Below are 20,774 nucleotides of genomic sequence, written 5' to 3'. Positions count from 1 at the left end.
ACGGATTTGAAACGATGGCATGACCTGGGGAGCAGGGAATGGCGCGGTGGGCCTTGTGGTTGTGCACCTTGATGTTCATGACGGGCGTCGTGCGCGCGGACGAGACGCTGACGCCGCCGGCGCAGATCAACCTGGCGAGTGATCAGTGGCTCGAATACACCAACGCCGATGGCACGGGGCTGGGCTGGGATCTGCTGCGCAAGGTCTTCGAACCTGCCGGTGTCAGCCTGCGCTTTCGCATCGTCCCTTACACCCGCTCGGTGGGGCTGGTGCAGCGTGGCGAGGCGGATGCCTGGGTGGGTTCCTATCAGGACGAGACCAAGGCGCTTTATCCGCGCTGGAATTACGACACTGACCACATTTATGCCTTGGGCCGGGCGACAGCGCCGCATCCGACCCGGGAAACGGTTGGCACCTACCGATTGGCCTGGGTGCGCGGCTACGACTACCAGAAATACCTGCCCAACGTGCTGCACTTCAATGAGGTGCAGCGGCGCGGAAGCATTCTCGCGATGCTTGAGCACGATCGCGCGGATTACTACATCGACTCGCTCAACGAGATCAATTTCATTCTCAAGGGTGCCCCCGACGCGAGTGCTTACCACATTACCTCATTGGTGGACCTGCCCATGTATCTGGGCTTTGCCGACAACCCGCGCGGGCGTGCGCTGCGCAAGTTGTATGACCAGCGGATGGGTGAGTTGGTCGCCAGTGGCCAACTGCGGGAAATCTTCCTACGCTGGAAGCAGCCCTACCCGTTTGAATCGGGTAAGCCGCCAGCAGGGCCGTGATCAATTTCGTTGATCTATATGTTCGCTAATTCGGAATAAGCGTCTTCGGCATCGTCCTGTACAATGCCGGTCCTCACCAAGACTCTTATTGATCAGGAGCACAAAGTGCCCGTCGTTTTTGTCGCTGCCTCGAAATTGCCCACTCCCTTCGCGGAGTTCACCATGCACGGTTTTCTCGATGAGGCCACCGGCCGCGAGCATGTCGTGCTGAGCCTTGGTGATGTCGCCGATGGCGCGCCGGTATTGGGTCGCCTGCACTCCGAGTGCCTGACCGGAGACGCCCTGTTCAGCCAGCGTTGCGACTGCGGCTCGCAGCTCGAGGCCGCCCTGCGGGCCATTGCCGAAGCGGGTCGTGGCGTGTTGCTGTATCTGCGTCAGGAAGGCCGAGGCATCGGTCTGTTGAACAAGATCCGCGCCTATGAGCTGCAGGACGGTGGTGCCGACACGGTCGAAGCCAACGAGCGCCTGGGCTTCGCGGCCGATCAGCGTGAATACGGCATGTGCCGGCCGATGCTCGAACACCTGGGTATCAGCGCGTTGCGCCTGATGACCAACAATCCGCGCAAGGTCAAGGCGCTGACCGGGATGGACATCACTGTCACCGAGCGCGTGCCGCTGCACACGGGTCATAACCCGCACAACAAACATTACCTGGCGACCAAGGCCGGCAAGCTCGGGCACATGATGGGCAACGAGCACCAAGGTGAGATCGTCCTGACCCGGATCGACCACGCGTGACCCGCTCTCAGGTCAAGGCCAAGCTGGCCAGCGCCTGGTGGCAGCAGCTGGGGCTGACCCTGGCGCCAATGTTTGTGATGAGTTGGGCTTTCGGTCAGATGGAGCCTGTCATGCCGATGCTGGCCTTGCCGCTGTTCATGGCCGGGATTGCCGGGCTGTTTCTGAGTATTCCGCGGATTGGCCTGTTTCGCCGTGCGCTGCACGCTACCGAAGATGCGCTGGACACGCCCAACGAGCCGGCGGCCTGGGTCGGCCTCGCGCGGATCAGAAGGTTTGCTTTTCTGCTGGCGGGTATTCCGGCCTGGGTGGCCGCCTTGGCAGTGCCCTTCGGCCTTGAGCCATTGCCGCAGTGCGTGCTGGCAGTGATCAGTGTGGGGCTGCTGTGCCTGTATCGGATACCGGCGAAGATGGGTACGGCGGTCTGACGTGCAATGCCAGGACCTCCAGGACCGAGCCAGCTCGGTCCTGGAGCGTCAGAGACCCTTCAGCAAAGCCAGCCGCTTCAGCACCGCCGCCTCGATCCCCGCCGCATCCAGCCCACACTCGGCCAGCATCTGCGCCGGCTTGGCGTGTTCCACATACGCATCCGGCAGGCCAAGGTGCAGCACCGGCTTGAGCAGGTTCTCGCGCGCCAGAAACTCGCTGACGGCGGCGCCGGCTCCGCCCATGATGGCGTTTTCTTCGACCGTCACCAGCAGTTCGTGGTGGGCGGCCAATTCACGCACCAACGCTTCGTCCAGCGGCTTCACAAAACGCATGTCGACGACAGTGGCGTCCAGTTTCTCCGCCACTTTCAGGGCGTCGGCCAGCTGTACGCCGAACACCAGCAAGGCGGTCTTGCTGCCTTGGCGGCGAACCACGCCTTTACCGATCTCGATTGGCTCGAGCGCCTCTTCGATCAGGGCGTTCGGGCCATTGCCACGGGGGTAGCGCACGGCTGCGGGCCCAGGGTATTGGTGACCGGTGGTCAACATGCGACGCAGTTCGTTTTCGTCGCTGGGTGCCATCACCACCATGCCGGGGATGCAGCGCAGGAACGACAGGTCGAAGCTGCCCGCGTGGGTCGGGCCGTCTTCGCCCACCAAACCGGCACGGTCGATGGCGAACAGCACGTCGAGATTCTGCACCGCGACGTCGTGGATCAACTGGTCATAACCGCGCTGCAGGAAGGTCGAATAGATCGCCACGACGGGTTTGGCGCCTTCACAGGCCATGCCGGCGGCCAAGGTCACCGCGTGCTGTTCGGCAATCGCCACGTCGAAATAGCGTTCCGGAAAACGTTCGCTGAACGCCACCAGATCCGAACCTTCCTTCATCGCAGGCGTGATGCCCACCAGGCGCGGGTCAACGGCAGCCATGTCGCACAGCCATTGGCCGAACACGGCGGAATACTTCGGCCCACCGACCTTTTTCGGCGCGGCGGCCGGGGCGTTCAGCGGGTCGAGCTTGGTGATGGCGTGGTAGCCGATCGGGTCGACTTCCGCCGGCGCGAAGCCTTTGCCTTTCTTGGTCACCACATGCAGGAACTGCGGCCCTTTGAGGTCGCGCATGTTGCGCAGGGTGGCCACCAGGGTCGGCAGGTCGTGGCCGTCGATCGGGCCGATGTAGTTCCAGCCCAGCTCCTCGAACAGGGTGCCGGGGACCAGCATGCCCTTGGCGTACTCTTCGGTACGCCGGGCAATTTCCCAAGCGCCGGGCAGACGCGACAGCACTTTCTTGCTGCCTTCGCGCATGCTGGCGTAGGTGCGGCTGGAGAGGATCTTGGCCAGGTAATTGGACAGTCCGCCGACATTGCGCGAAATCGACATGTCGTTGTCGTTGAGGATCACCAGCATGTCGGCGTTCACTTCAGGCGCGTGATTCAGCGCCTCGAAGGCCATGCCAGCGGTCAAGGCGCCGTCGCCGATCACCGCAATGGACTTGCGCCCACTGTTCTGCAGACGGGCGGCAATGGCCATGCCCAGGGCTGCACTGATCGAGGTGCTGGAGTGGCCGACGCCAAAGGTGTCGTACTCGCTTTCCGAGCGGCGCGGGAATGCGGCGATGCCTTCTTTCTGACGAAGGGTCTCCATCCGCTCGCGGCGGCCGGTCAGGATCTTGTGTGGATATGCCTGGTGGCCCACGTCCCACACCAGCCGGTCATCCGGGGTGTCGAAAACGTAGTGCAGGGCGATGGTCAATTCGATCACGCCCAGCCCGGCACCGAAGTGCCCGCCAGTCTGGCCGACCGTGTAGAGCAGCTCCTGGCGCAGCTCGTCAGCCAGCGGCTCAAGCTCCGCCTCGCCCAGCCGACGCAGGCCGGCAGGGGTGTCGGCGCTGTCGAGCAGGGGCGTCAGCGGGCGTTCGCGGGGAATCTCATGAAACGTCGTGGGCATCAGGCGAATCGTTATAAATTATGAGGACGCGGCAGTTTACATCATGCAACGTCACTCGGGCAGGTCGAATCAACTACGCCTTTCAACAATGAAACGCGCCAGTTCACGCAGCGGCTCGGCGGCTGCGTCGAAAGGTCGCAAGGCGTGCAGGGCCTGATCGCGCAATTCCAGGGCGTAGGCTTTGGCGGCCTCCATGCCCAGCAGCGCCGGGTAGGTGGGCTTGTCGCGGGCGATGTCGGCACCTTGGCGTTTGCCCAGTGTGGCAGTATCGCTTTCGACGTCGAGAATGTCGTCCTGGACCTGGAAAGCCAAGCCGACTGCCCGCGCATAGAACTGCAAGGCCTTGAGCTCATCGCGCTCGGCATGACCGCTGGCGAGGGCGCCGAGGCGCACGCTGGCCTCGATCAAGGCGCCGGTCTTGTGCCGATGCATGTTCTCCAGCGTCTGCTGGTCGAGCTTGCGCCCTACCGATTCGAGGTCGATGGCCTGACCGCCGACCATGCCCGCCGGGCCGGCGGCACTGGCCAGGGTCTGGACCATGCTCAGCAGCACGTCGGCAGGCTGGGGGCTCAGGCGCGGGTCCACCAGCGCGGTGAAGGCCAGGCTCTGCAAGCCGTCACCGGCCAGAATTGCACAGGCTTCGTCGAACGCCTTGTGGGTGGTGGGCTGGCCGCGGCGCAGGTCGTCGTCGTCCATTGCCGGCAGATCGTCGTGGACCAGCGAGTATGCGTGAATCAATTCGACGGCGCAGGCAGCACCGTTGGCCTTGTCCGCCGAGATACCCAGCGCCTCGCAAGCCGCGTAGGCCAGCAATGGGCGCACGCGCTTGCCGCCGTTCATCACGCTGTAGCGCATGGCCTCGTACAGGCGGGCCAGCTCCGCGGATGGCGCCACCAGCAGGGCGTCGAGGGCGGCGTTGACGCGTTTTTGGCAGGTGGCCTGGTAAGCTGCGATCATTCAGGGTTTTTCCACGTCGAGGTCGGCTTCGAACGGCTCTTCGGCCAATTCGCCATCACGCTCCAGGAGCACCTGAACCTTCTGTTCCGCCTGGGCCAGGGCGCTCTGGCAGTCGCGGGTCAGGCGGATGCCTTGTTCAAAGGCGGTCAACGAATCTTCCAGCGACAGCTCGCCGTTTTCCAGGCGCTCCACCAGCGTCTGCAGGTCGGCGAGGGACTGCTCGAAATCCAGGGAAGCTTTTTTGCGGGCCATGGCGGCTATCTCGACAGGGGTTCAAACCGCGCGACACTAGCAGAGCCAGGGCAGCGGGGCAAATCAGGCTGCCTCATGACGGCCGTGTGCGCCACTGATGAGCTTGCCCAGCGAGCTGTCGAACTGGCGCAGGGCGTTTTCCTGGACAGTCTTTTGCTGAGTGATGTCTTGGGCGACGTCGCTGATGCGTCGGGTCGGCAGCCAGAGCGTCGACAATGACCGAGCGTCCGAGCCTTCGGCCTTGCCGATGTAGTTGAAGGCGGCGTCGTAGAACTCGGCGCGAATGTCGGCGGAAACGTTGTTGCTGCGGTCGCTGACCAGGTGAGCGCGGGTGTCGAGCATCACCACGATATCGGGGTGCGCAGCGTTCAGCGCAGCGAGGTTGTCGTAGAACGTCACCGAGGCAAAATGCTTGCTCAAGGACGCCGCTAGCCAGTGCACCGCCAGGGTTGGGTCGGAGCTGTCGGCGTAGGCTTGCTGGATGGTGGGGTCGAGGTCTTGGCTGCCCACGCCTTTGCGCGCGGCGGCATGATAAGCCTTGAGGTAGGCGAGGTTGAGTTCGGTGTCCTCGGTGAAGATGACGCCCACGGTCTGCGAATGCTTGAACACGACCGGCGAGTCGGCCGATGCCGAGCCGATGGACAGGCTGAACAGGAGGATCAAGAGGGTGACGATGGCAAGTTTCATGGCGGGGTGCTCCGTGAGCGGTGTGGCATGGCGCTATGCTGACGGGTGCGGGTTCGGAGCAGAACTTGAATGGCGTGATGGTGAATATTGCCGGGATCGATAGCCTGTTGCTTGCAGTCTCCCGACCACCGGGCTTGAGAATGACGCAGCGTCCATATACTGTACAAAAAACCAGTAAAACCGAGCCCGTCATGCAACTGATCGAAAAGCTGAGCATTCTCGCCGACGCTGCCAAGTACGACGCTTCCTGCGCCAGCAGCGGCGCGCCCAAGCGCAGTTCGCGGGGGCAGGACGGTATCGGCTCGACCAACGGCATGGGTATCTGCCACAGCTACACACCGGACGGGCGCTGCGTGTCGTTGCTCAAGGTGCTGTTGACCAACTTTTGCCTGTACGACTGCCAGTACTGCGTCAACCGCCGCTCCAGCGACGTGCCTCGGGCACGCTTCAGCCCCGAGGAAGTGGTCACCCTGACCCTGGACTTCTACCGCCGCAACTGCGTCAGCGGGTTGTTCCTGAGCTCGGGCATCATCCGCTCGGCCGACTACACCATGGAACAGCTCAATCGCGTGGCCAGGCTGTTGCGCGAGCAGCACCAGTTTCGCGGCTATATCCACCTCAAGACCATTCCGGACGCCGACCCGCTGTTGATCGAAGAGGCCGGGCGATATGCCGACCGACTCAGCGTCAACATCGAATTGCCCACCGAAGCCAGCCTGCAGACCCTAGCGCCGGAAAAGAACGTCAAATCCATCAAGCAGGCCATGAACACCATCTACACCGGCCAGCGCACAGTGGAAAACGAACCGCGGGCACCGCGCTTCACCCCGGCCGGGCAGAGCACGCAAATGATCGTCGGCGCCGATGCCACCGATGACAGCGTGATCCTCCATAGCGCGCAGTCCCTCTACGGTGACTTCAAACTCAAGCGAGTGTATTACTCGGCGTTCAGCCCGATCCCTGACAGCCCCAGCAGCGTCCCGTTGGCCGCGCCGCCCTTGATGCGCGAGCATCGTCTGTATCAGGCAGACTTCCTGTTGCGCAGCTACGGCTACACCGCCGGCGAACTGCTCGGCGGCCCCGGCAACCTGGCCCTGGACATTGATCCCAAGCTGGCCTGGGCGCTGGATAATCGCGACGTATTCCCTCTTGACCTCAACCGCGCAGAACCTGCCTTGATTGCGCGTATTCCCGGTATCGGGATCCGCACCACCCAGCGCCTGATCGAGCTGCGCCGAGAGCGCCGTATCCGCTTCGAAGACCTGACTCGCTTGCGTTGTGTGCTGGCCAAGGCCAAGCCGTTCTTCATCACCAGCGATTACCACCCGCGCCAGGCCGAGAGCACCAGCCTGTTGCTGCGCGAGCAAATGCGCGAGCGGCCGCAGCCGCAGCAATTGGGGTTGTGGGCATGATCAGCCTTGATTGCGATGACCTGTTTTCGACCTGGCGACAGCAAGCGCGCTGGTTGCTCAGCCATCAGGTCGACCCAAGCCGCGTCAGCTGGGCGGCACAGGATCTGTTCGGCAGTGATGAAGCGCTGCCTGAGCACCCCGGACCGTTCCAGGCACGCATTCCCGCCGAGTTGATCCCTCTGCTGGAAAGTGCGGCCTGCTACCGGGGCGATCAACGCTGGAGCCTGCTGTACGAAGTGCTCTGGCGGGTCAGCCACGGCGACCGCACTGCCATGCTGGCCGGTGACACGCTGGGCAGTGAATTGCACCGCCGCCTCAAGCAGGTCAGCCGCGAGGCCCACCATCTGCATGCCTTTGTGCGCTTCGTGGCTCGCCCGGCCAGTGCCATCGACGCTGCAAGCCAGCCGGAGTTCGTCGCCTGGCACGAGCCGGCTCATGACATTCTCGCCAGTGCCAGCCAGCATTTCATCGGGCGCATGGGCCGCCACCGCTGGCTGATCGCCACGCCGCGCGACGGCGTCTACTATGATGGCGAGTGCTTGATCCATGAACGTCGCTGCCCGCTCGAGTGGCAACAGATGGCCCAAGGCGCAGAAGACCCTCACGGGGACTTGTGGCTGGCCTACTACAGCCACATTTTCAACCCGGCGCGGCTCAACCCCAAGGTCATGCAAGGTCACTTGCCGGCCCGTTTCTGGAAAAATCTGCCGGAAGGGCCTTTGATTCCAGCACTGATCACTCAGGCGCGCACTGGCAAGCAACGGGATGGACAGGCCAGTGAGGTGGCAGCCATGCGCGGGAAGAAGATCAAAGCAAACCGTCCATGATCATGGCACTCTGGCATCTTTTCCAGGGCGGAGGACCGCACACCCATGACGACCTTGCTCGATGTGCAACTGGCCCGCCTGCTCTATCCGCTGCTGGTTGAAATTGCCGCCGGCAAGACGCCGCGCTCGACTCAGCAGTTTCTGCACCTGGCCCACACGCGCTTTTTGAGCGATCGCCGGGTCGGACAGCTGATCCCTGCGCGACTGGGTCGTGTGCTCGCCGTCATTCGTCATTTCACCGAACAGCATGACCTGCCGGACCTGACCCGCACCGTCAACTTGCCCCGTGACCATGAACCCGCGCTGTTGGAGCACCAGAGCGGTGACTGCTTCGGTTACTCCTGGGCCAAGGCCACCGCCGACTTCAACCTTTACGGTGCCATCGCCGAACGCGCGCTGACGTCGCCTCACCGCCTCAGCCGCGAAACTGCCACGCGCGTGATGTCCGATTACTACTTCGAACACCGTGAGCCATACGCCCAAGTGATGCGGCATATGCGCGAGGTGGTGATCGAAAACCTCATCAACGGCATGGGGGTGGCGGAGGCTTTTGAAGTGGAGGCGCGGTTGTTGGCGGCGTATCAGGGGCGGATTTGATAGCGGGTGCTGCGCCCCCAGCGTCACCCTTGCAGGACCGAGCTTGCTCGGGAACAATTCAGCGCCACCTTCAAGTGAACACCGAGCGCTGCCCATGACCACCTTGATCACCATCGCCGCCGCCCTGCTGCTCGACCTACCAGGCCGCACCCTCTTGGTGCGTAAGCGCAGCACACCGTTCTTCATGCAGCCCGGTGGCAAGATCGATGCCGGCGAACAACCGATTCAGGCGCTGATCCGTGAGCTCCAGGAAGAACTCGGCTTGCACATCACCGCGCAGCAGGCTCACTACTTGGGCACTCACACAGCACCGGCCGCGAACGAACCTGGCCATCAGGTGCAGTGCGCTTTGTTTCGCGTGACCATTGCCGATACTGTCGTCCCCGCTGCTGAAATCGAGGAGGCCCGGTGGGTTGATGCCGAGGGCGCCGGGACTCTCCAGCTGGCACCGCTGACTCGCGATTGGGTACTGCCACGGTTTTTTCTTTGACTCTGGTGCGGCTCTTGCAAAACACGTGACTCTGCCCCGTTTTCAAGGTCACTTCATGCGCATCCTGGTCGTTAACGTCAACACCACCGAGTCCATCACCGAGACCATCGCCGAACAAGCCCGCAGCGTCGCCTCCCCGGACACCGAAATCATCGGCCTGACCCCACGCTTCGGTGCCGAGTCGGTGGAAGGCAACTTTGAAAGCTACCTTGCCGCGCTCGGCGTGATGGACTGCGTCATGGCCTATGACCAGCCCTTCGACGCCGTCATCCAGGCGGGGTACGGCGAGCACGGCCGCGAAGGGTTGCAAGAGCTGCTTGAGGTTCCGGTCGTTGATATCACCGAAGCCGGCGCCAGCCTGGCCATGTTGCTGGGCCATGCCTATTCGGTAGTGACCACCCTCGACCGCACCGTCCCGCTGATCGAGGACCGCCTGCGCCTCGCCGGTTTGTTTCAACGCTGTGCCTCGGTCCGTGCCAGCGGCCTCGCCGTGCTGGAGCTCGAAGAAGACCCCATCCGCGCCGTAGAGGCCATCGTCGCCCAGGCGGCGCTGGCCGTCAGCGACGACAAGGCCGAAGTCATCTGCCTGGGTTGTGGCGGCATGGCCGGGCTCGATGAGTTGATCCGCGCGCGCACCGGCGTGCCGGTGGTGGACGGCGTGACCGCGGCGGTGATGCTCGCCGAGTCGCTGGTGCGCCTGGGGCTGAGCACTTCGAAGGTGCGAACCTACGCCAAGCCCAGGGAAAAGCAGGTCAAAGGTTGGCCCTTCAAGTGATGACGGCGACTGCAGTATTACCAAGCGCGAGCGGCTGGCCGATGATTGGCTCGCAGAAAATCGGGGGGGAGGGGGACCGAATAACTTTCAATCAAGCATTAAAAAGCCGGCTTGTGGCCGGCTTCTCGCGGACGGTCTCGGTCTGTTTTTGACAAACCCCAACCGCCATCAACTGGAGTGCTGGCTCTAGCCAGCCATGGTGCAAACCGCGCGTAGCAGCCCCACCGGGTATCGATGCCCGCTTAAAGGGGATCGGTACCTGAACGTGGGCAGAATAATACTGCCATTCCCCCGCCATGCCCAGCGCGAATGTCATAGCGGCCTCTTCGTGCTAAACGTCCCGTGCCAGAACATCCAGCCCAGTACCTCAAGGTGACGTGGGCCGCTTTCGCGGGCGGTGAGGGATTGGTCGGGGTAGTCGATGAAGTTCTGACTGCGCAGGCGCAGCCCGCCATCGGGCAGGCGGTAAAGGTAACGGACGTGCAATTCGCCCTGGAACATCATGGCGTAGGGTTGACCGTCGACGATGTGCGTCAGACTGCGATCGATGGTCAGCGCTGAACCCGGATGCAGGCGGTCGAGCATGCTGTGGTCGGGCATGAGCAGCGCACAGCTATGTTCGGCGCTCACGCCGGCGCTGGCGAGGGCGATGCGAGGCAGGCGCAGATGAGTGTTCTGGCGGTGTAGCAGATGGCTTTCGTGAGGGACGTGGAAGGGGATGAGTATATCGTCGGGCTGGCTGGCAAAGTGTTCGATGGAGGGGGGAACAGCCGCGCATGGACTGTGGGCTGTGCGGTAGGGCGCGGCGGTGGGGTAGTTGCAGTCTACGGCAAAGGGACTGGTGTATTTCGGGCCTTTGCCATGGCGCAGCCAGTGACTGCGCACGCTGAGCAGCTCCGCGATTTCATCCATGCGCGCGGCGGGGACGCCACGGGTGAACCAGTTGTTGATGTGCTGCGAGGTCACGTTACGGTGGGCAGCGAAGTCCGCGGCGCTGAGGTTGCACTCTTTGAGAAGGATTCTGAGTCGGTCGCCGGATGTGTTCATGGTGGCGGATTTTACGGGGTGGGGGTGTGCTGGAAAATAAACAAAGCGTTTGGGTTTATTGCCTGGAAATCGGAAATTTCCTACAGGGGAAGCAGAATGGTCGGCGAAGGACAAAAAAAAGCCCCGGCACAAGGCCGGGGCTTTTTTATCAAATCGCGTTTCAGCCCTTGAAGGCCGCAACCGATTTGGTGATTTCGGCGCGGGCCGCTTCCGCGTTGCCCCAGCCTTCGATCTTGACCCACTTGCCTTTTTCGAGGTCTTTGTAGTTCTCGAAGAAGTGCTTGATCTGCTCGATCAGCAGCGGTGGCAGGTCGGTGTACTCTTTGACGTCGACGTACAGCTGGGTCAGCTTGTCGTGCGGCACGGCCAGGACCTTGGCGTCGCCGCCGCCGTCGTCGGTCATGTGCAGGATGCCGACCGGGCGGGCGCGGATCACCGAGCCTGGGGCCACTGGGTAGGGCGTGACCACCAGTACGTCGAGGGGGTCGCCGTCGTCGGCCAGGGTGTTGGGGATGAAACCGTAGTTGGCCGGGTAGAACATCGGGGTGGCCATGAAACGGTCAACGAACAGGGTGTCGCTGTCCTTGTCGATTTCATATTTGATCGGCGCGTGGTTGGCCGGAATCTCGATGGCGACGTAGATGTCGTTCGGCAGGTCTTTGCCAGCCGGAATCTTGCTGTAGCTCATTGGGCGATGCCCCCGTTGTAGGCCAGTAAAAATGGCCGTTTTGGCCGAAAAGTGGTGGCGATTATAGGCACATTCATTGCGCCTTGCCATGTTTGCCGAGGTGCGCTGGAGCGTAGCCGTCTCACTCGGACGCCGGATAATCCCGATGGTTCGCCTGCAGCTGCAACAGCCGGCTCAACGGGATTTACGCTGCCAGGCGCTCAGGGAGCATACGACTCAGGCAGTACGGGCTTTGCGGCTCTTGATCACCCCGATGATCATCGGTGCCAGCGAAAGCAGGATGATGAAGACGATCAGCAAGGTCAGGTTCTGCTTGATGAATGGGATGTTGCCGAAGAAATAGCCCAGTGCGGTCAAGGCGGCGACCCACAGCACACTGCCCGCGACGCTGAAGCCCAGAAAACGTGGGTAATGCATCTTGCCCAGGCCAGCGACGAAGGGGGCAAAGGTGCGCAGGATCGGCAGGAAACGCGCGAGGGTTACGGTCTTGCCGCCATGGTGCTCGTAGAACGCGTGGGTCTGGTCGAGGTAGTCGCGGCGGAAGATCTTCGAGTTGGGGTTGCTGAACAGCTTGTCGCCAGCGAAGCGGCCGATGAGGTAGTTGGTGCTGTCACCGAGGATGGCCGCCAGCATCAGCAGGCCGCCCAGCAGGAACGGGTCCATCTTGCCGCCGGCGGCCACCGCACCCGCGATGAACAGCAGCGAATCGCCGGGCAGGAACGGGGTCACCACCAGGCCGGTTTCGCAGAAGATCACCAGAAACAGGATGGCGTAGATCCACGGGCCATAGTTGGTGACCAGCATGTCGAGGTAGACATCCAGATGCAGGATCAGGTCTAGAGGGTGAAATTCCATGCGCAACACCTGTGTGAGTCACCCGAGGCTACGGGCGAGTTAAAAAAATTGGGGGTCAGTATACGGGCGCCGAAGCGACGTGGCAGTGCCTGGCTATGTATAACCAAGTGTCTGTGAGTTTTTTGTCACGAACCTGCCCGCCTCAATCAGAGGCGATGGGCAGCGTATAGTTCTTGAATTCGTGATCTTCACGGAAACCAATGGATTCATAAGTTTTCTGCGCCACGTCGTTGTTGGCGCTGGTGGACACGCGCATGCGCACTGCCTGGGTGTCCCTGGCCATCTTTTTCGCGGTTTTCAGCAGGTGGTCGGCCACCAGTTGCCGGCGGGCATCTTCGGCCACGTAGATGTCGTTGAGAATCCACACGCGCTTGAGCGACAGGGACGAATAACTCGGATACAGCTGGCAGAAGCCCAGGATGCGATCTTCGCTGCCGTCCGGTACTGCCAGGTAAATCACTGATTCATCACGCCGCAGACGGGTTTCGAGGAATTTGCGTGACGATTCCGGGAACGACAGCTCGCCATAGAATTCTCGGTATTTGACGAACAGGGGCGTGAGCAGGTCGAGGTGTTCGAGGGTGGCTTTGATAATGCGCATGGTCAAACTCCTCAACAGGGTCGATGTATTCAGTTCAGGCCGCGCAGAACGTGGCCGAAAGCAGCGGGAAGGTCACGGCCCAGTTTCAACAGGCCTCCGGTGCGGGTCAGGATGCCCGTTCGAGCCAGCCAGCGCTCGAATTCGGGCGCCGGGGCCAGCCCCAGTACCTTGCGTGCGTAGAGCGCGTCGTGGAACGAGGTGGTCTGGTAGTTGAGCATGATGTCATCGGAGCCAGGAATGCCCATGATGAAGTTGATGCCGGCCACCCCCAGCAGCGTCAGCAGGCTGTCCATGTCATCCTGGTCGGCCTCGGCGTGGTTGGTGTAGCAGATGTCGCAGCCCATGGGCACGCCCAGCAGCTTGCCGCAGAAATGGTCCTCCAGCCCGGCGCGGATGATCTGCTTGCCGTTGTACAGGTACTCGGGGCCGATGAAGCCGACCACGGTGTTGACCAGAAATGGAGTGTAGTGGCGCGCCACGCCATAGGCCCGGGCTTCGCAGCTCTGTTGGTCGACGCCATGGTGGGCATCCGCCGACAGCGCGCTGCCCTGGCCTGTTTCGAAATACATCAGGTTGTTTCCCGCCGTGCCGCGCTTGAGGCTCAGACCCGCTTCGTAACCCTCGCGCAGCAATTCCAGGGTCACGCCGAAGCTGGCGTTGGCCGCCTGAGTGCCGGCAATCGACTGAAACACAAGGTCCAGCGGCACGCCGCGCTCGATCACCTCGATGGAGGTGGTGACATGGGTCAGCACACAGGCCTGGGTGGGAATGTCGTAGCGCTCAATGATCGCATCCAGCATGTGCAGCAGTTCGACGATGGCGCGGGTGCTGTCGCTGGCTGGATTGATGCCGATCATGGCATCGCCGTTGCCGTACAGCAGGCCGTCGAGGATGCTCGCGGCGATCCCTGCCGGATCGTCGGTCGGGTGGTTGGGCTGCAACCGGGTGGACAGCCGTCCACGCAAGCCTACGGTGCCGCGAAAGGCGGTCACTACGCGAATTTTCTGGGCGACGAGGATCAGGTCCTGAAGGCGCATGATTTTCGAGACGGCAGCGGCCATTTCCGGGGTCAGCCCGGGGGCCAGAGCACGCAGACTGTGCTCGTCGGCTTCGTCTCCCAGCAGCCAGTCGCGCAGGCCACCGACGGTCAGGTGGCTGACCGGGGCGAAAGCCACCGCGTTGTGCGTGTCGATGATCAGGCGGGTGATTTCGTCGGTTTCGTAGGGGATCAGCGCTTCTTGCAGGAAATGTTTGAGTGGCACATCGGCCAGGGCCATTTGTGCGGCCGCGCGCTCGCCATCGTTGCTGGCGGCAATCTGAGCCAGATAGTCCCCGGAACGGGCCGGGCTGGCCTTGGCCATCAGGTCCTTGAGGCTGTCGAAGCGATAGGTCTGGGTGCCAATGGACTGAACAAATTGGGCCATGCAGCTTCTCCGTTACGACGTGTGTCGGAAGGACAAGCAATATGTACTCCATGTTTGGGCGGGGGGCAAATGGGGGCGATTGCACAGAGGCGGACTTTGTGGGAGCAGCCCTTGGGCGCGATAGCATCACCGCGCTTCAGAGCTGTAATCGTGTCGCCGGCATCTTGTTCCCACAACGTATACCCGCGAAGGCCTTGGGGGGCTTAAAAGAAACCCAGCGGATTCACGTCATAGCTCACCAGCAGGTTTTTCGTCTGCTGATAATGATCAAGCATCATCTTGTGGGTCTCACGCCCTACGCCGGACTTCTTGTAGCCCCCAAACGCTGCATGCGCGGGATAAAGGTGGTAGCAGTTGGTCCAGACGCGACCGGCCTTGATGCCCCGGCCCATGCGCCAGGCGCGGTTGATGTCGCGGGTCCAGACGCCGGCGCCGAGGCCGAACTCGGTGTCGTTGGCGATGGCCAGGGCTTCGGCTTCGTCCTTGAAGGTGGTGATGCTGACCACCGGGCCAAAGATCTCCTCCTGGAACACACGCATCTTGTTGTTGCCCTTGAGCAGCGTCGGCTGGATGTAATAGCCAGTCGACAGGTTGCCCTCGAGTTTTTCCACCTTGCCGCCGGTGAGCAACTCGGCGCCTTCCTGCTTGGCGATCTCCATATAAGAGAGGATCTTGTCGAATTGCTGTTCGGAGGCCTGGGCGCCGACCATGGTTTCAGTGTCCAGCGGGTCGCCACGTTTGATCTGCTCGATCTTTTTCATGACTTCTTTCATGAACGCCGGGTAGATCGACTCCTGTACCAGGGCCCGGGAAGGGCAGGTGCAGACTTCGCCCTGGTTGAAAAACGCGAGTACCAGGCCTTCGGCAGCCTTCTCGATAAAGCTCTGCTCGGCATTCATGATGTCTTCGAAAAAGATGTTCGGCGACTTGCCCCCCAGCTCCACGGTGGAGGGAATGATGTTTTCTGCCGCGCATTTCATGATGTGCGAGCCGACCGGCGTCGAGCCGGTGAAGGCAATCTTGGCGATGCGTTTGCTGGTGGCCAGGGCTTCGCCGGCTTCTTTGCCGAAACCTTGGACGATGTTGAGCACGCCGGGCGGCAGCAGGTCGCCGATCAGTTCCACTAGCACGGTAATGCCCAAGGGGGTCTGCTCGGCGGGCTTGAGCACAACGCAGTTGCCCGCGGCCAAGGCGGGGGCCAGCTTCCATGCGGCCATGAGGATCGGGAAGTTCCACGGAATGATCTGGCCGACCACGCCCAGGGGTTCATGGATGTGATAGGCCACGGTGTTGCCGTCGATTTCCGAGGCGCTGCCTTCCTGCGCGCGCAGGCAGCCGGCGAAGTAGCGGAAGTGGTCGGCGGCCAGCGGGATGTCGGCATTGAGGGTTTCGCGCACGGCCTTGCCGTTGTCCCAGGTTTCGGTAATGGCCAGCAGTTCGAGGTTCTGTTCGATGCGGTCGGCGATTTTCAGCAGGGCCAGGGAGCGGGCCTGCACCGACGTGGTGCCCCAGGCATCGGCAGCGGCGTGGGCCGCGTCCAGTGCCTTGTCGATGTCCTCGACCGTGGAGCGGGGGAATTCAGCGATGACTTCGCCGTTGACCGGCGAGGTGGTGGAGAAGTATTGACCTTTGACAGGGGCGACGAATTCGCCACCGATATAGTTCCCGTAGCGGCTCTTGAAGGATACGAGGGCGCCGTCGGTACCGGGATGGGCGTAACGCATGGTAGGTGTCTCCTGCTCTTGTGCTTATTGGAGTGGCGTCGCGGTCACAATCCGGGATTGTGAGCGGTGGACTGTGCTGATTCAGAATAGAGCAAAGGCCGGGCCACTGCCTTGAGGCGGCGCAGATACACGGTTTTGGTGCTGATGCCTGCCGCCTGAGCCTTCGAGATGTGCCACAAATGACACAGTCTGGGAGGACAGTCTGTACCTGCATTGGACACCGATGCCCCTCTGCGACTGAGGTCGGGTTGCGCCGACGGTCGGTGAGGAGGATGCTGATTATTCGCTCGAGGGAGAACAATAAAATGCAGAGCAGCCATTTGAGCCGCCATGCCCAGCGCGTACTGACAGTCAGCCAGGGTGTGCCCCAGACCATCGGGCCGGGTAGCGACCCGTCCATTGCCCGTTCCTGGCGTCGCTGTGTGCAGGATTACCACCTCGATCCCGGCCTGGCGATCGCGCCGACGGTGCTGGAACATGCGCGCATCCTCGAACGTCGCGACCAGTTGCGCCAGGTCTTGCAGGTGGTCGGCAGTGAAATGAGCCACCTTCATCAGCAACTGAGCGGCAGCGGCCATGCGGTATTGCTGACCGATGCCCGTGGCGTGATTCTCAACTGCGTGACCGCGCCCACCGAACGCCGGGTGTTCGAGCACGCAGGTTTGTGGCTCGGGGCCGACTGGAGCGAGGCGTGCGAAGGCACCAACGGCATCGGCACCTGCCTGGTGGAGCGCCAATCCCTGACCATTCACCGCGACGAGCATTTTCGCGGCCGCCACACCAACCTTACCTGTTCGTCCAGCCCGGTGTTCGACCCCTACGGCGAGCTGCTGGCGGTGCTGGACGTGTCGTCGGCGCGGCCGGAGGTTTCGCGGCAGAGCCAGTTCCATACGCAGACGCTGGTCAATCTGGCGGCGAAAACTATTGAAAGCCACTACTTTATCAATGCTCAGGCGCACCACTGGCTATTGCAGTTCCATCTGCCCATCGACTCGGTCGGCTTATTCAGTGAGGGTCTGCTGGCATTCAACGCCGATGGCCGGATCGAAGCGGTCAATCAGAGTGCATTGAACCTGCTGGGCCACTCTCGGGAGAGCCTCGCGGGGCAGACCATCGATCAATTGTTCGATTGCACGCTGGACCGGTTACTGGCCAGCGCCAGTGAGGACCCTGCCACGCGCTGGCCTTTGCATTGCCACGATGGACGTCTGGTCTACGCACGGGTCAAGGGGCACAAGGCGCCAGCGGCGCAATCCGTTATCGCGCCGAGCCGGACTGTTCAGCCGAATATCTGCCTGGACGATACCGCCCTGCGCAGCGATTTTGGGCGCGCCCTGCGGGTGTTCGAGCGCGATGTGCCGTTACTGCTCAAGGGTGAGACCGGCTGCGGCAAGGAGGCTTTCGCCAAGGCGGTACATCAGGGCAGTCAGCGCGCCGGTCAGCCCTTTGTTGCACTCAACTGCGCTGCCATCCCGGAAAGCCTGATTGAAAGCGAGCTTTTCGGGTACCTCGGCGGCAGCTTTACCGGGGCGCGCAAGGAGGGCATGCGCGGGAAACTGCAGCAGGCCAATGGCGGTACCTTGATGCTTGATGAGATTGGCGACATGCCGCTGGCGCTGCAAACCCGTTTGCTGCGGGTATTGGAAGAGCGCCAGGTGGTGCCACTGGGTGGCGAGGCCCAGTCTCTTGATGTGCGTATCATCAGCGCCAGCCACCGCGATTTATTGGAGCGTGTGGCGGACGGGCGCTTTCGCGAGGACCTCTACTACCGGCTCAATGGTCTGGAAATCGTGCTGCCGCCATTGCGCGAGCGCAGCGACAAAGGGCAGTTGCTGGACTTCCTGTTGGCCGAAGAAACACGCGGGATACCGGTGCGGCTGGAGTCTGCGGCCCGGCAAAAGCTGCTGGAGTTCGGCTGGCCGGGCAACGTCCGTCAGATGCGCACCGTGTTGCGGACCCTGGTCGCGCTCAGCGAAGTCGGGGTGATCGGCGTCGCCGATCTGCCGGCCGTGGTGCGTCACCCGGCATTGCCGGTAGAGGCGATCCAGGCCCCGCTGGAGCAGGCCGAGCGGACGGCGCTGCTGGAGGTCCTGGAGCAGCAGCATTGGCACATGACCCGAGTGGCGCAGGTACTGGGGGTCAGCCGTAATACGCTGTACAGAAAGCTGCGTCGGCATGGCATCGAAAAAAGTGCTGCCCATTAGGCTCGGATTCATCGCGTGAGATTTTCCTCACCCTGCGCTAACCTGCGGCGATGTTTACGAGGTCAATCATGCACATTCATATTCTCGGTATCTGTGGCACCTTCATGGGTTCGCTGGCGGTCCTGGCCAAGGAGCTCGGGCACCATGTGACCGGTTCCGATGCCAATGTCTACCCACCGATGAGCACACAGCTCGAAGCTCAGGGCATCGAGCTGATCCAGGGCTACGATGCCGCTCAGTTGGACCCGGCGCCCGACCTGGTGGTGATCGGCAATGCGCTGTCGCGGGGCAATCCGGCAGTGGAATACGTATTGAACAAGGGCCTGCCCTACGTCTCCGGGCCGCAGTGGCTGGCCGACCATGTTCTGCAAGGGCGCTGGGTGCTGGCGGTGGCCGGTACTCACGGCAAGACCACCACCAGCAGCATGCTGGCCTGGGTACTGGAGCACGCGGGCATGAGCCCCGGCTTCCTGATCGGCGGAGTGCCGCATGATTTCTCGGTGTCGGCTCGTCTCGGCGATACGCCCTTCTTTGTAGTGGAAGCCGACGAATACGACAGCGCTTTCTTCGACAAACGTTCCAAGCTGGTTCACTACCGCCCCCGAACGGCTATCCTGAACAATCTCGAGTACGATCACGCAGACATCTTCCCTGATCTGGCGGCCATCGAGCGGCAGTTCCATCATCTAGTACGAACCATTCCCGGTGAAGGGCTGATCATTCATCCGACCACCGAGCCGGCCCTTGAACGGGTAATCGAGATGGGCTGCTGGACCCCGGTGCAGACCACCGGTGTCGGCGGCCAATGGCAGGCGCGGTTGCTGAGCCCGGATGGCTCGCGCTTCGAGGTCAGCTTTGACGGCGTGGTGCAGGGCACCGTGCAATGGGGGCTGACCGGCCAGCACAATGTGGCCAACGCCCTGGCCACCCTGGCGGCGGCCCGGCATGTTGGCGTGGTCGGTGCCATGGGCGTCGAGGCCTTGAGCGCGTTCAAGAGCGTCAAGCGGCGCATGGAAACGGTGGCCGTGGTCAATGGCGTGACCATTTATGATGACTTTGCTCACCACCCGACAGCCATTGCCACCACCCTTGATGGCTTGCGCCAGCGGGTGGGCGATGCACCGATCATTGCGGTGATCGAACCACGCTCCAACTCCATGAAGCTGGGCGCGCACCGTGACGGTCTGCCGGACAGCGTGCGCGATGCCGATCAAGTGATCTGGTACGCACCGCCCGGGCTGGGCTGGGATCTGGCCGGTACGGCGGCGCAATGCAGCATTCCCTCGACCGTGGCCGACTCGCTTGAAGCAATCATCGCCCAGGTCAAAACCCAGGCCGTGGCGGGTACGCAGGTGATCATCATGAGTAATGGCGGCTTCGGCGGCTTGCACTTGAAACTGGCGGAGGCACTGAAATGAGCGGCCCGGAACGCATTACCCTGGCGATGACCGGTGCCTCGGGCGCGCAATATGGCTTGCGCCTGCTCGACTGTCTGGTAAGGGAAGACCGCGAGGTGCATTTTCTGATTTCCAAGGCTGCGCAGTTGGTCATGGCCACGGAAACGGATGTCTCGCTGCCCGCCAAACCCCAGGCAATGCAGGCGTTTCTGACCGAGTACACAGGTGCCCAGTCTGGGCAGATCCGCGTATATGGCAAGGAAGACTGGATGTCTCCCGTCGCCTCGGGCTCTGGTGCGCCAGCGGCCATGGTGGTGGTGCCCTGTTCCACGGGAACGCTGTCGGCAATTGCCGCCGGTGCCTGCAACAATCTGATCGAGCGCGCGGCCGACGTAACCCTCAAAGAGCGCCGCCAACTGATTCTGGTCCCGCGGGAAGCGCCACTGTCGACCATTCACCTGGAGAACATGCTCAAGCTGTCGCAGCTGGGGGCGGTGATTCTGCCGGCGGCACCGGGTTTCTATCATCAGCCGCAGACCATCGACGATTTGATCGATTTTGTCGTGGCCCGGGTGTTGAACCTGCTGGATATCCCTCAGGACATGCTGCCTCGCTGGGGCGAGCATCACTTGGGTGCAGAGGATTAAGACGCTGGTGCTGGCATTGGCCGCGCTGCAACTAGGCGGGTGCGCCACCGTGCGCACTTTGGATGCGGCCAAGCCAGGAGCGCCGGTGGTGTATGCTGGCACCCGGCTGGATCAGTACGCGATAGACGGCGGCTGCTGTCCGATGGACCGCTTTGGTACCGAGGCGCCTGCCTGGCCGGGGGTGGATCTGCCCGCCAGCTTTCTGCTCGATACCCTGTTGTTGCCGCTGTCGTTGTTGACGGTGCTTGGGGTCGGGCTGCAGGCTCATGGAGGCCTGTAGGGGCGG

The 20,774-nt window shown here is 62.3% G+C and carries 22 protein-coding genes; 12 read left to right on the top strand and 10 right to left on the bottom strand.

What is annotated here, in order from left to right:
* Positions 1 to 38: 38 nt before the first annotated feature.
* The 3 genes from HB675_RS02420 (at position 39) to HB675_RS02410 (ending at position 1,954) form a co-directional block, all read left to right on the top strand.
* On the top strand, positions 39 to 791 hold the full coding sequence (locus HB675_RS02420; protein WP_213875485.1) for a transporter substrate-binding domain-containing protein: 753 nt from the start codon (positions 39 to 41) through the stop codon (positions 789 to 791).
* A 105-nt stretch (positions 792 to 896) separates the two neighbouring features.
* Positions 897 to 1,529, top strand: coding sequence for a GTP cyclohydrolase II (gene ribA, locus HB675_RS02415; RefSeq protein WP_213875484.1), 633 nt, complete (start codon positions 897 to 899; stop codon positions 1,527 to 1,529).
* Positions 1,526 to 1,954, top strand: coding sequence for an MFS transporter (locus tag HB675_RS02410; protein WP_213875483.1), 429 nt, complete (start codon positions 1,526 to 1,528; stop codon positions 1,952 to 1,954). Before ribA ends, HB675_RS02410 begins: the two co-directional genes overlap by 4 nt.
* 48 nt (positions 1,955 to 2,002) lie before the next feature.
* Here the strand turns inward: HB675_RS02410 and dxs are convergent, their stop codons facing one another.
* From dxs to HB675_RS02390, 4 genes are all read right to left on the bottom strand, one after another.
* A complete protein-coding gene (gene dxs / locus HB675_RS02405) occupies positions 2,003 to 3,904 on the bottom strand; it encodes a 1-deoxy-D-xylulose-5-phosphate synthase (RefSeq protein ID WP_213875482.1) in 1,902 nt (633 codons plus the stop codon).
* Between the two features lie 69 nt (positions 3,905 to 3,973).
* Positions 3,974 to 4,861, bottom strand: a complete 888-nt coding sequence (gene ispA, locus HB675_RS02400) for a (2E,6E)-farnesyl diphosphate synthase (RefSeq protein ID WP_213875481.1) — start codon at positions 4,859 to 4,861, stop codon at positions 3,974 to 3,976.
* A complete protein-coding gene (locus HB675_RS02395) occupies positions 4,862 to 5,113 on the bottom strand; it encodes an exodeoxyribonuclease VII small subunit (protein WP_213875480.1) in 252 nt (83 codons plus the stop codon).
* 63 nt (positions 5,114 to 5,176) lie between these two features.
* Positions 5,177 to 5,800: an ATPase gene (locus HB675_RS02390; RefSeq protein WP_213875479.1), complete on the bottom strand. Its 624-nt coding sequence runs from the start codon at positions 5,798 to 5,800 to the stop codon at positions 5,177 to 5,179.
* Between the two features lie 191 nt (positions 5,801 to 5,991).
* Here HB675_RS02390 and HB675_RS02385 point away from each other — a divergent pair, with 191 nt between their 5' ends.
* From HB675_RS02385 to HB675_RS02365, 5 genes are all read left to right on the top strand, one after another.
* Positions 5,992 to 7,212 carry a putative DNA modification/repair radical SAM protein gene (locus tag HB675_RS02385; RefSeq protein ID WP_213875478.1) on the top strand — a complete coding sequence of 407 codons (1,221 nt, stop codon included), beginning with the start codon at positions 5,992 to 5,994 and terminating at the stop codon, positions 7,210 to 7,212.
* Positions 7,209 to 8,039 carry a TIGR03915 family putative DNA repair protein gene (locus HB675_RS02380; RefSeq protein ID WP_213875477.1) on the top strand — a complete coding sequence of 277 codons (831 nt, stop codon included), beginning with the start codon at positions 7,209 to 7,211 and terminating at the stop codon, positions 8,037 to 8,039. Before HB675_RS02385 ends, HB675_RS02380 begins: the two co-directional genes overlap by 4 nt.
* Before the next feature lie 45 nt (positions 8,040 to 8,084).
* Complete coding sequence (locus HB675_RS02375; RefSeq protein WP_213875476.1) at positions 8,085 to 8,636, top strand: hypothetical protein; 552 nt, start codon at positions 8,085 to 8,087, stop codon at positions 8,634 to 8,636.
* Between the two features lie 94 nt (positions 8,637 to 8,730).
* Positions 8,731 to 9,126 (top strand): NUDIX domain-containing protein, encoded by a 396-nt coding sequence (locus HB675_RS02370; RefSeq protein WP_213875475.1) that lies wholly within the window; start codon positions 8,731 to 8,733, stop codon positions 9,124 to 9,126.
* A 55-nt stretch (positions 9,127 to 9,181) separates the two neighbouring features.
* Positions 9,182 to 9,901: an aspartate/glutamate racemase family protein gene (locus HB675_RS02365; RefSeq protein WP_213875474.1), complete on the top strand. Its 720-nt coding sequence runs from the start codon at positions 9,182 to 9,184 to the stop codon at positions 9,899 to 9,901.
* Between the two features lie 312 nt (positions 9,902 to 10,213).
* Here HB675_RS02365 and HB675_RS02360 read toward each other — a convergent pair whose 3' ends face one another.
* The 6 genes from HB675_RS02360 to HB675_RS02335 form a co-directional block, all read right to left on the bottom strand.
* Positions 10,214 to 10,948, bottom strand: coding sequence for a LexA family transcriptional regulator (locus tag HB675_RS02360; RefSeq protein WP_213875473.1), 735 nt, complete (start codon positions 10,946 to 10,948; stop codon positions 10,214 to 10,216).
* Between the two features lie 160 nt (positions 10,949 to 11,108).
* The gene (gene ppa / locus HB675_RS02355) at positions 11,109 to 11,636 is read right to left on the bottom strand and encodes an inorganic diphosphatase (protein WP_213875472.1); all 528 of its coding nucleotides are present in this window, start codon (positions 11,634 to 11,636) and stop codon (positions 11,109 to 11,111) included.
* A gap of 216 nt (positions 11,637 to 11,852) precedes the next feature.
* Complete coding sequence (locus tag HB675_RS02350) at positions 11,853 to 12,491, bottom strand: DedA family protein (protein WP_213875471.1); 639 nt, start codon at positions 12,489 to 12,491, stop codon at positions 11,853 to 11,855.
* Positions 12,492 to 12,633: 142 nt separating this feature from the next.
* Complete coding sequence (locus tag HB675_RS02345; RefSeq protein WP_213875470.1) at positions 12,634 to 13,092, bottom strand: N-acetyltransferase; 459 nt, start codon at positions 13,090 to 13,092, stop codon at positions 12,634 to 12,636.
* Positions 13,093 to 13,121: 29 nt separating this feature from the next.
* A complete protein-coding gene (locus HB675_RS02340; RefSeq protein WP_213875469.1) occupies positions 13,122 to 14,516 on the bottom strand; it encodes an ethanolamine ammonia-lyase subunit EutB in 1,395 nt (464 codons plus the stop codon).
* 203 nt (positions 14,517 to 14,719) lie between these two features.
* The gene (locus HB675_RS02335) at positions 14,720 to 16,240 is read right to left on the bottom strand and encodes an aldehyde dehydrogenase family protein (RefSeq protein ID WP_213875468.1); all 1,521 of its coding nucleotides are present in this window, start codon (positions 16,238 to 16,240) and stop codon (positions 14,720 to 14,722) included.
* 305 nt (positions 16,241 to 16,545) lie between these two features.
* Between HB675_RS02335 and HB675_RS02330 the strand changes: the two genes are divergently transcribed.
* The 4 genes from HB675_RS02330 (at position 16,546) to HB675_RS02315 (ending at position 20,768) form a co-directional block, all read left to right on the top strand.
* Positions 16,546 to 18,444, top strand: coding sequence for a sigma-54-dependent Fis family transcriptional regulator (locus tag HB675_RS02330; RefSeq protein WP_213875467.1), 1,899 nt, complete (start codon positions 16,546 to 16,548; stop codon positions 18,442 to 18,444).
* A gap of 68 nt (positions 18,445 to 18,512) precedes the next feature.
* Entirely contained in the window at positions 18,513 to 19,862 is a 1,350-nt protein-coding gene (mpl, locus tag HB675_RS02325) for a UDP-N-acetylmuramate:L-alanyl-gamma-D-glutamyl-meso-diaminopimelate ligase (protein ID WP_213875466.1), read from the top strand.
* The gene (gene ubiX / locus HB675_RS02320) at positions 19,859 to 20,488 is read left to right on the top strand and encodes a flavin prenyltransferase UbiX (RefSeq protein WP_213875465.1); all 630 of its coding nucleotides are present in this window, start codon (positions 19,859 to 19,861) and stop codon (positions 20,486 to 20,488) included. Before mpl ends, ubiX begins: the two co-directional genes overlap by 4 nt.
* Complete coding sequence (locus HB675_RS02315; protein WP_213875704.1) at positions 20,484 to 20,768, top strand: YceK/YidQ family lipoprotein; 285 nt, start codon at positions 20,484 to 20,486, stop codon at positions 20,766 to 20,768. The genes ubiX and HB675_RS02315 overlap by 5 nt, the downstream gene beginning before the upstream one ends.
* The last annotated feature ends 6 nt before the right edge of the window (positions 20,769 to 20,774 follow it).

Origin of the sequence: Pseudomonas sp. dw_358, assembly GCF_018449655.1 — a bacterium.
In the GTDB taxonomy this organism is placed as follows: Bacteria; Pseudomonadota; Gammaproteobacteria; order Pseudomonadales; family Pseudomonadaceae; genus Aquipseudomonas.
Note: the sequence above shows the minus strand (reverse complement) of the source record. Positions and strands in the feature narration are given on the sequence as shown.

What these genes read in the sequence shown, in the direction of transcription:
- dxs (WP_213875482.1), bottom strand. Translation starts at nt 3,904, where the DNA reads ATGCCCACGACGTTTCATGAGATTCCCCGCGAACGCCCGCTGACGCCC.
- HB675_RS02420 (WP_213875485.1), top strand. Translation starts at nt 39, where the DNA reads ATGGCGCGGTGGGCCTTGTGGTTGTGCACCTTGATGTTCATGACGGGC.
- HB675_RS02360 (WP_213875473.1), bottom strand. Translation starts at nt 10,948, where the DNA reads ATGAACACATCCGGCGACCGACTCAGAATCCTTCTCAAAGAGTGCAAC.
- HB675_RS02345 (WP_213875470.1), bottom strand. Translation starts at nt 13,092, where the DNA reads ATGCGCATTATCAAAGCCACCCTCGAACACCTCGACCTGCTCACGCCC.
- HB675_RS02385 (WP_213875478.1), top strand. Translation starts at nt 5,992, where the DNA reads ATGCAACTGATCGAAAAGCTGAGCATTCTCGCCGACGCTGCCAAGTAC.
- ppa (WP_213875472.1), bottom strand. Translation starts at nt 11,636, where the DNA reads ATGAGCTACAGCAAGATTCCGGCTGGCAAAGACCTGCCGAACGACATC.
- HB675_RS02370 (WP_213875475.1), top strand. Translation starts at nt 8,731, where the DNA reads ATGACCACCTTGATCACCATCGCCGCCGCCCTGCTGCTCGACCTACCA.
- HB675_RS02335 (WP_213875468.1), bottom strand. Translation starts at nt 16,240, where the DNA reads ATGCGTTACGCCCATCCCGGTACCGACGGCGCCCTCGTATCCTTCAAG.
- ispA (WP_213875481.1), bottom strand. Translation starts at nt 4,861, where the DNA reads ATGATCGCAGCTTACCAGGCCACCTGCCAAAAACGCGTCAACGCCGCC.
- HB675_RS02395 (WP_213875480.1), bottom strand. Translation starts at nt 5,113, where the DNA reads ATGGCCCGCAAAAAAGCTTCCCTGGATTTCGAGCAGTCCCTCGCCGAC.
- mpl (WP_213875466.1), top strand. Translation starts at nt 18,513, where the DNA reads ATGCACATTCATATTCTCGGTATCTGTGGCACCTTCATGGGTTCGCTG.
- HB675_RS02380 (WP_213875477.1), top strand. Translation starts at nt 7,209, where the DNA reads ATGATCAGCCTTGATTGCGATGACCTGTTTTCGACCTGGCGACAGCAA.
- HB675_RS02375 (WP_213875476.1), top strand. Translation starts at nt 8,085, where the DNA reads ATGACGACCTTGCTCGATGTGCAACTGGCCCGCCTGCTCTATCCGCTG.
- HB675_RS02340 (WP_213875469.1), bottom strand. Translation starts at nt 14,516, where the DNA reads ATGGCCCAATTTGTTCAGTCCATTGGCACCCAGACCTATCGCTTCGAC.
- HB675_RS02365 (WP_213875474.1), top strand. Translation starts at nt 9,182, where the DNA reads ATGCGCATCCTGGTCGTTAACGTCAACACCACCGAGTCCATCACCGAG.
- HB675_RS02390 (WP_213875479.1), bottom strand. Translation starts at nt 5,800, where the DNA reads ATGAAACTTGCCATCGTCACCCTCTTGATCCTCCTGTTCAGCCTGTCC.
- ubiX (WP_213875465.1), top strand. Translation starts at nt 19,859, where the DNA reads ATGAGCGGCCCGGAACGCATTACCCTGGCGATGACCGGTGCCTCGGGC.
- HB675_RS02330 (WP_213875467.1), top strand. Translation starts at nt 16,546, where the DNA reads ATGCAGAGCAGCCATTTGAGCCGCCATGCCCAGCGCGTACTGACAGTC.
- HB675_RS02350 (WP_213875471.1), bottom strand. Translation starts at nt 12,491, where the DNA reads ATGGAATTTCACCCTCTAGACCTGATCCTGCATCTGGATGTCTACCTC.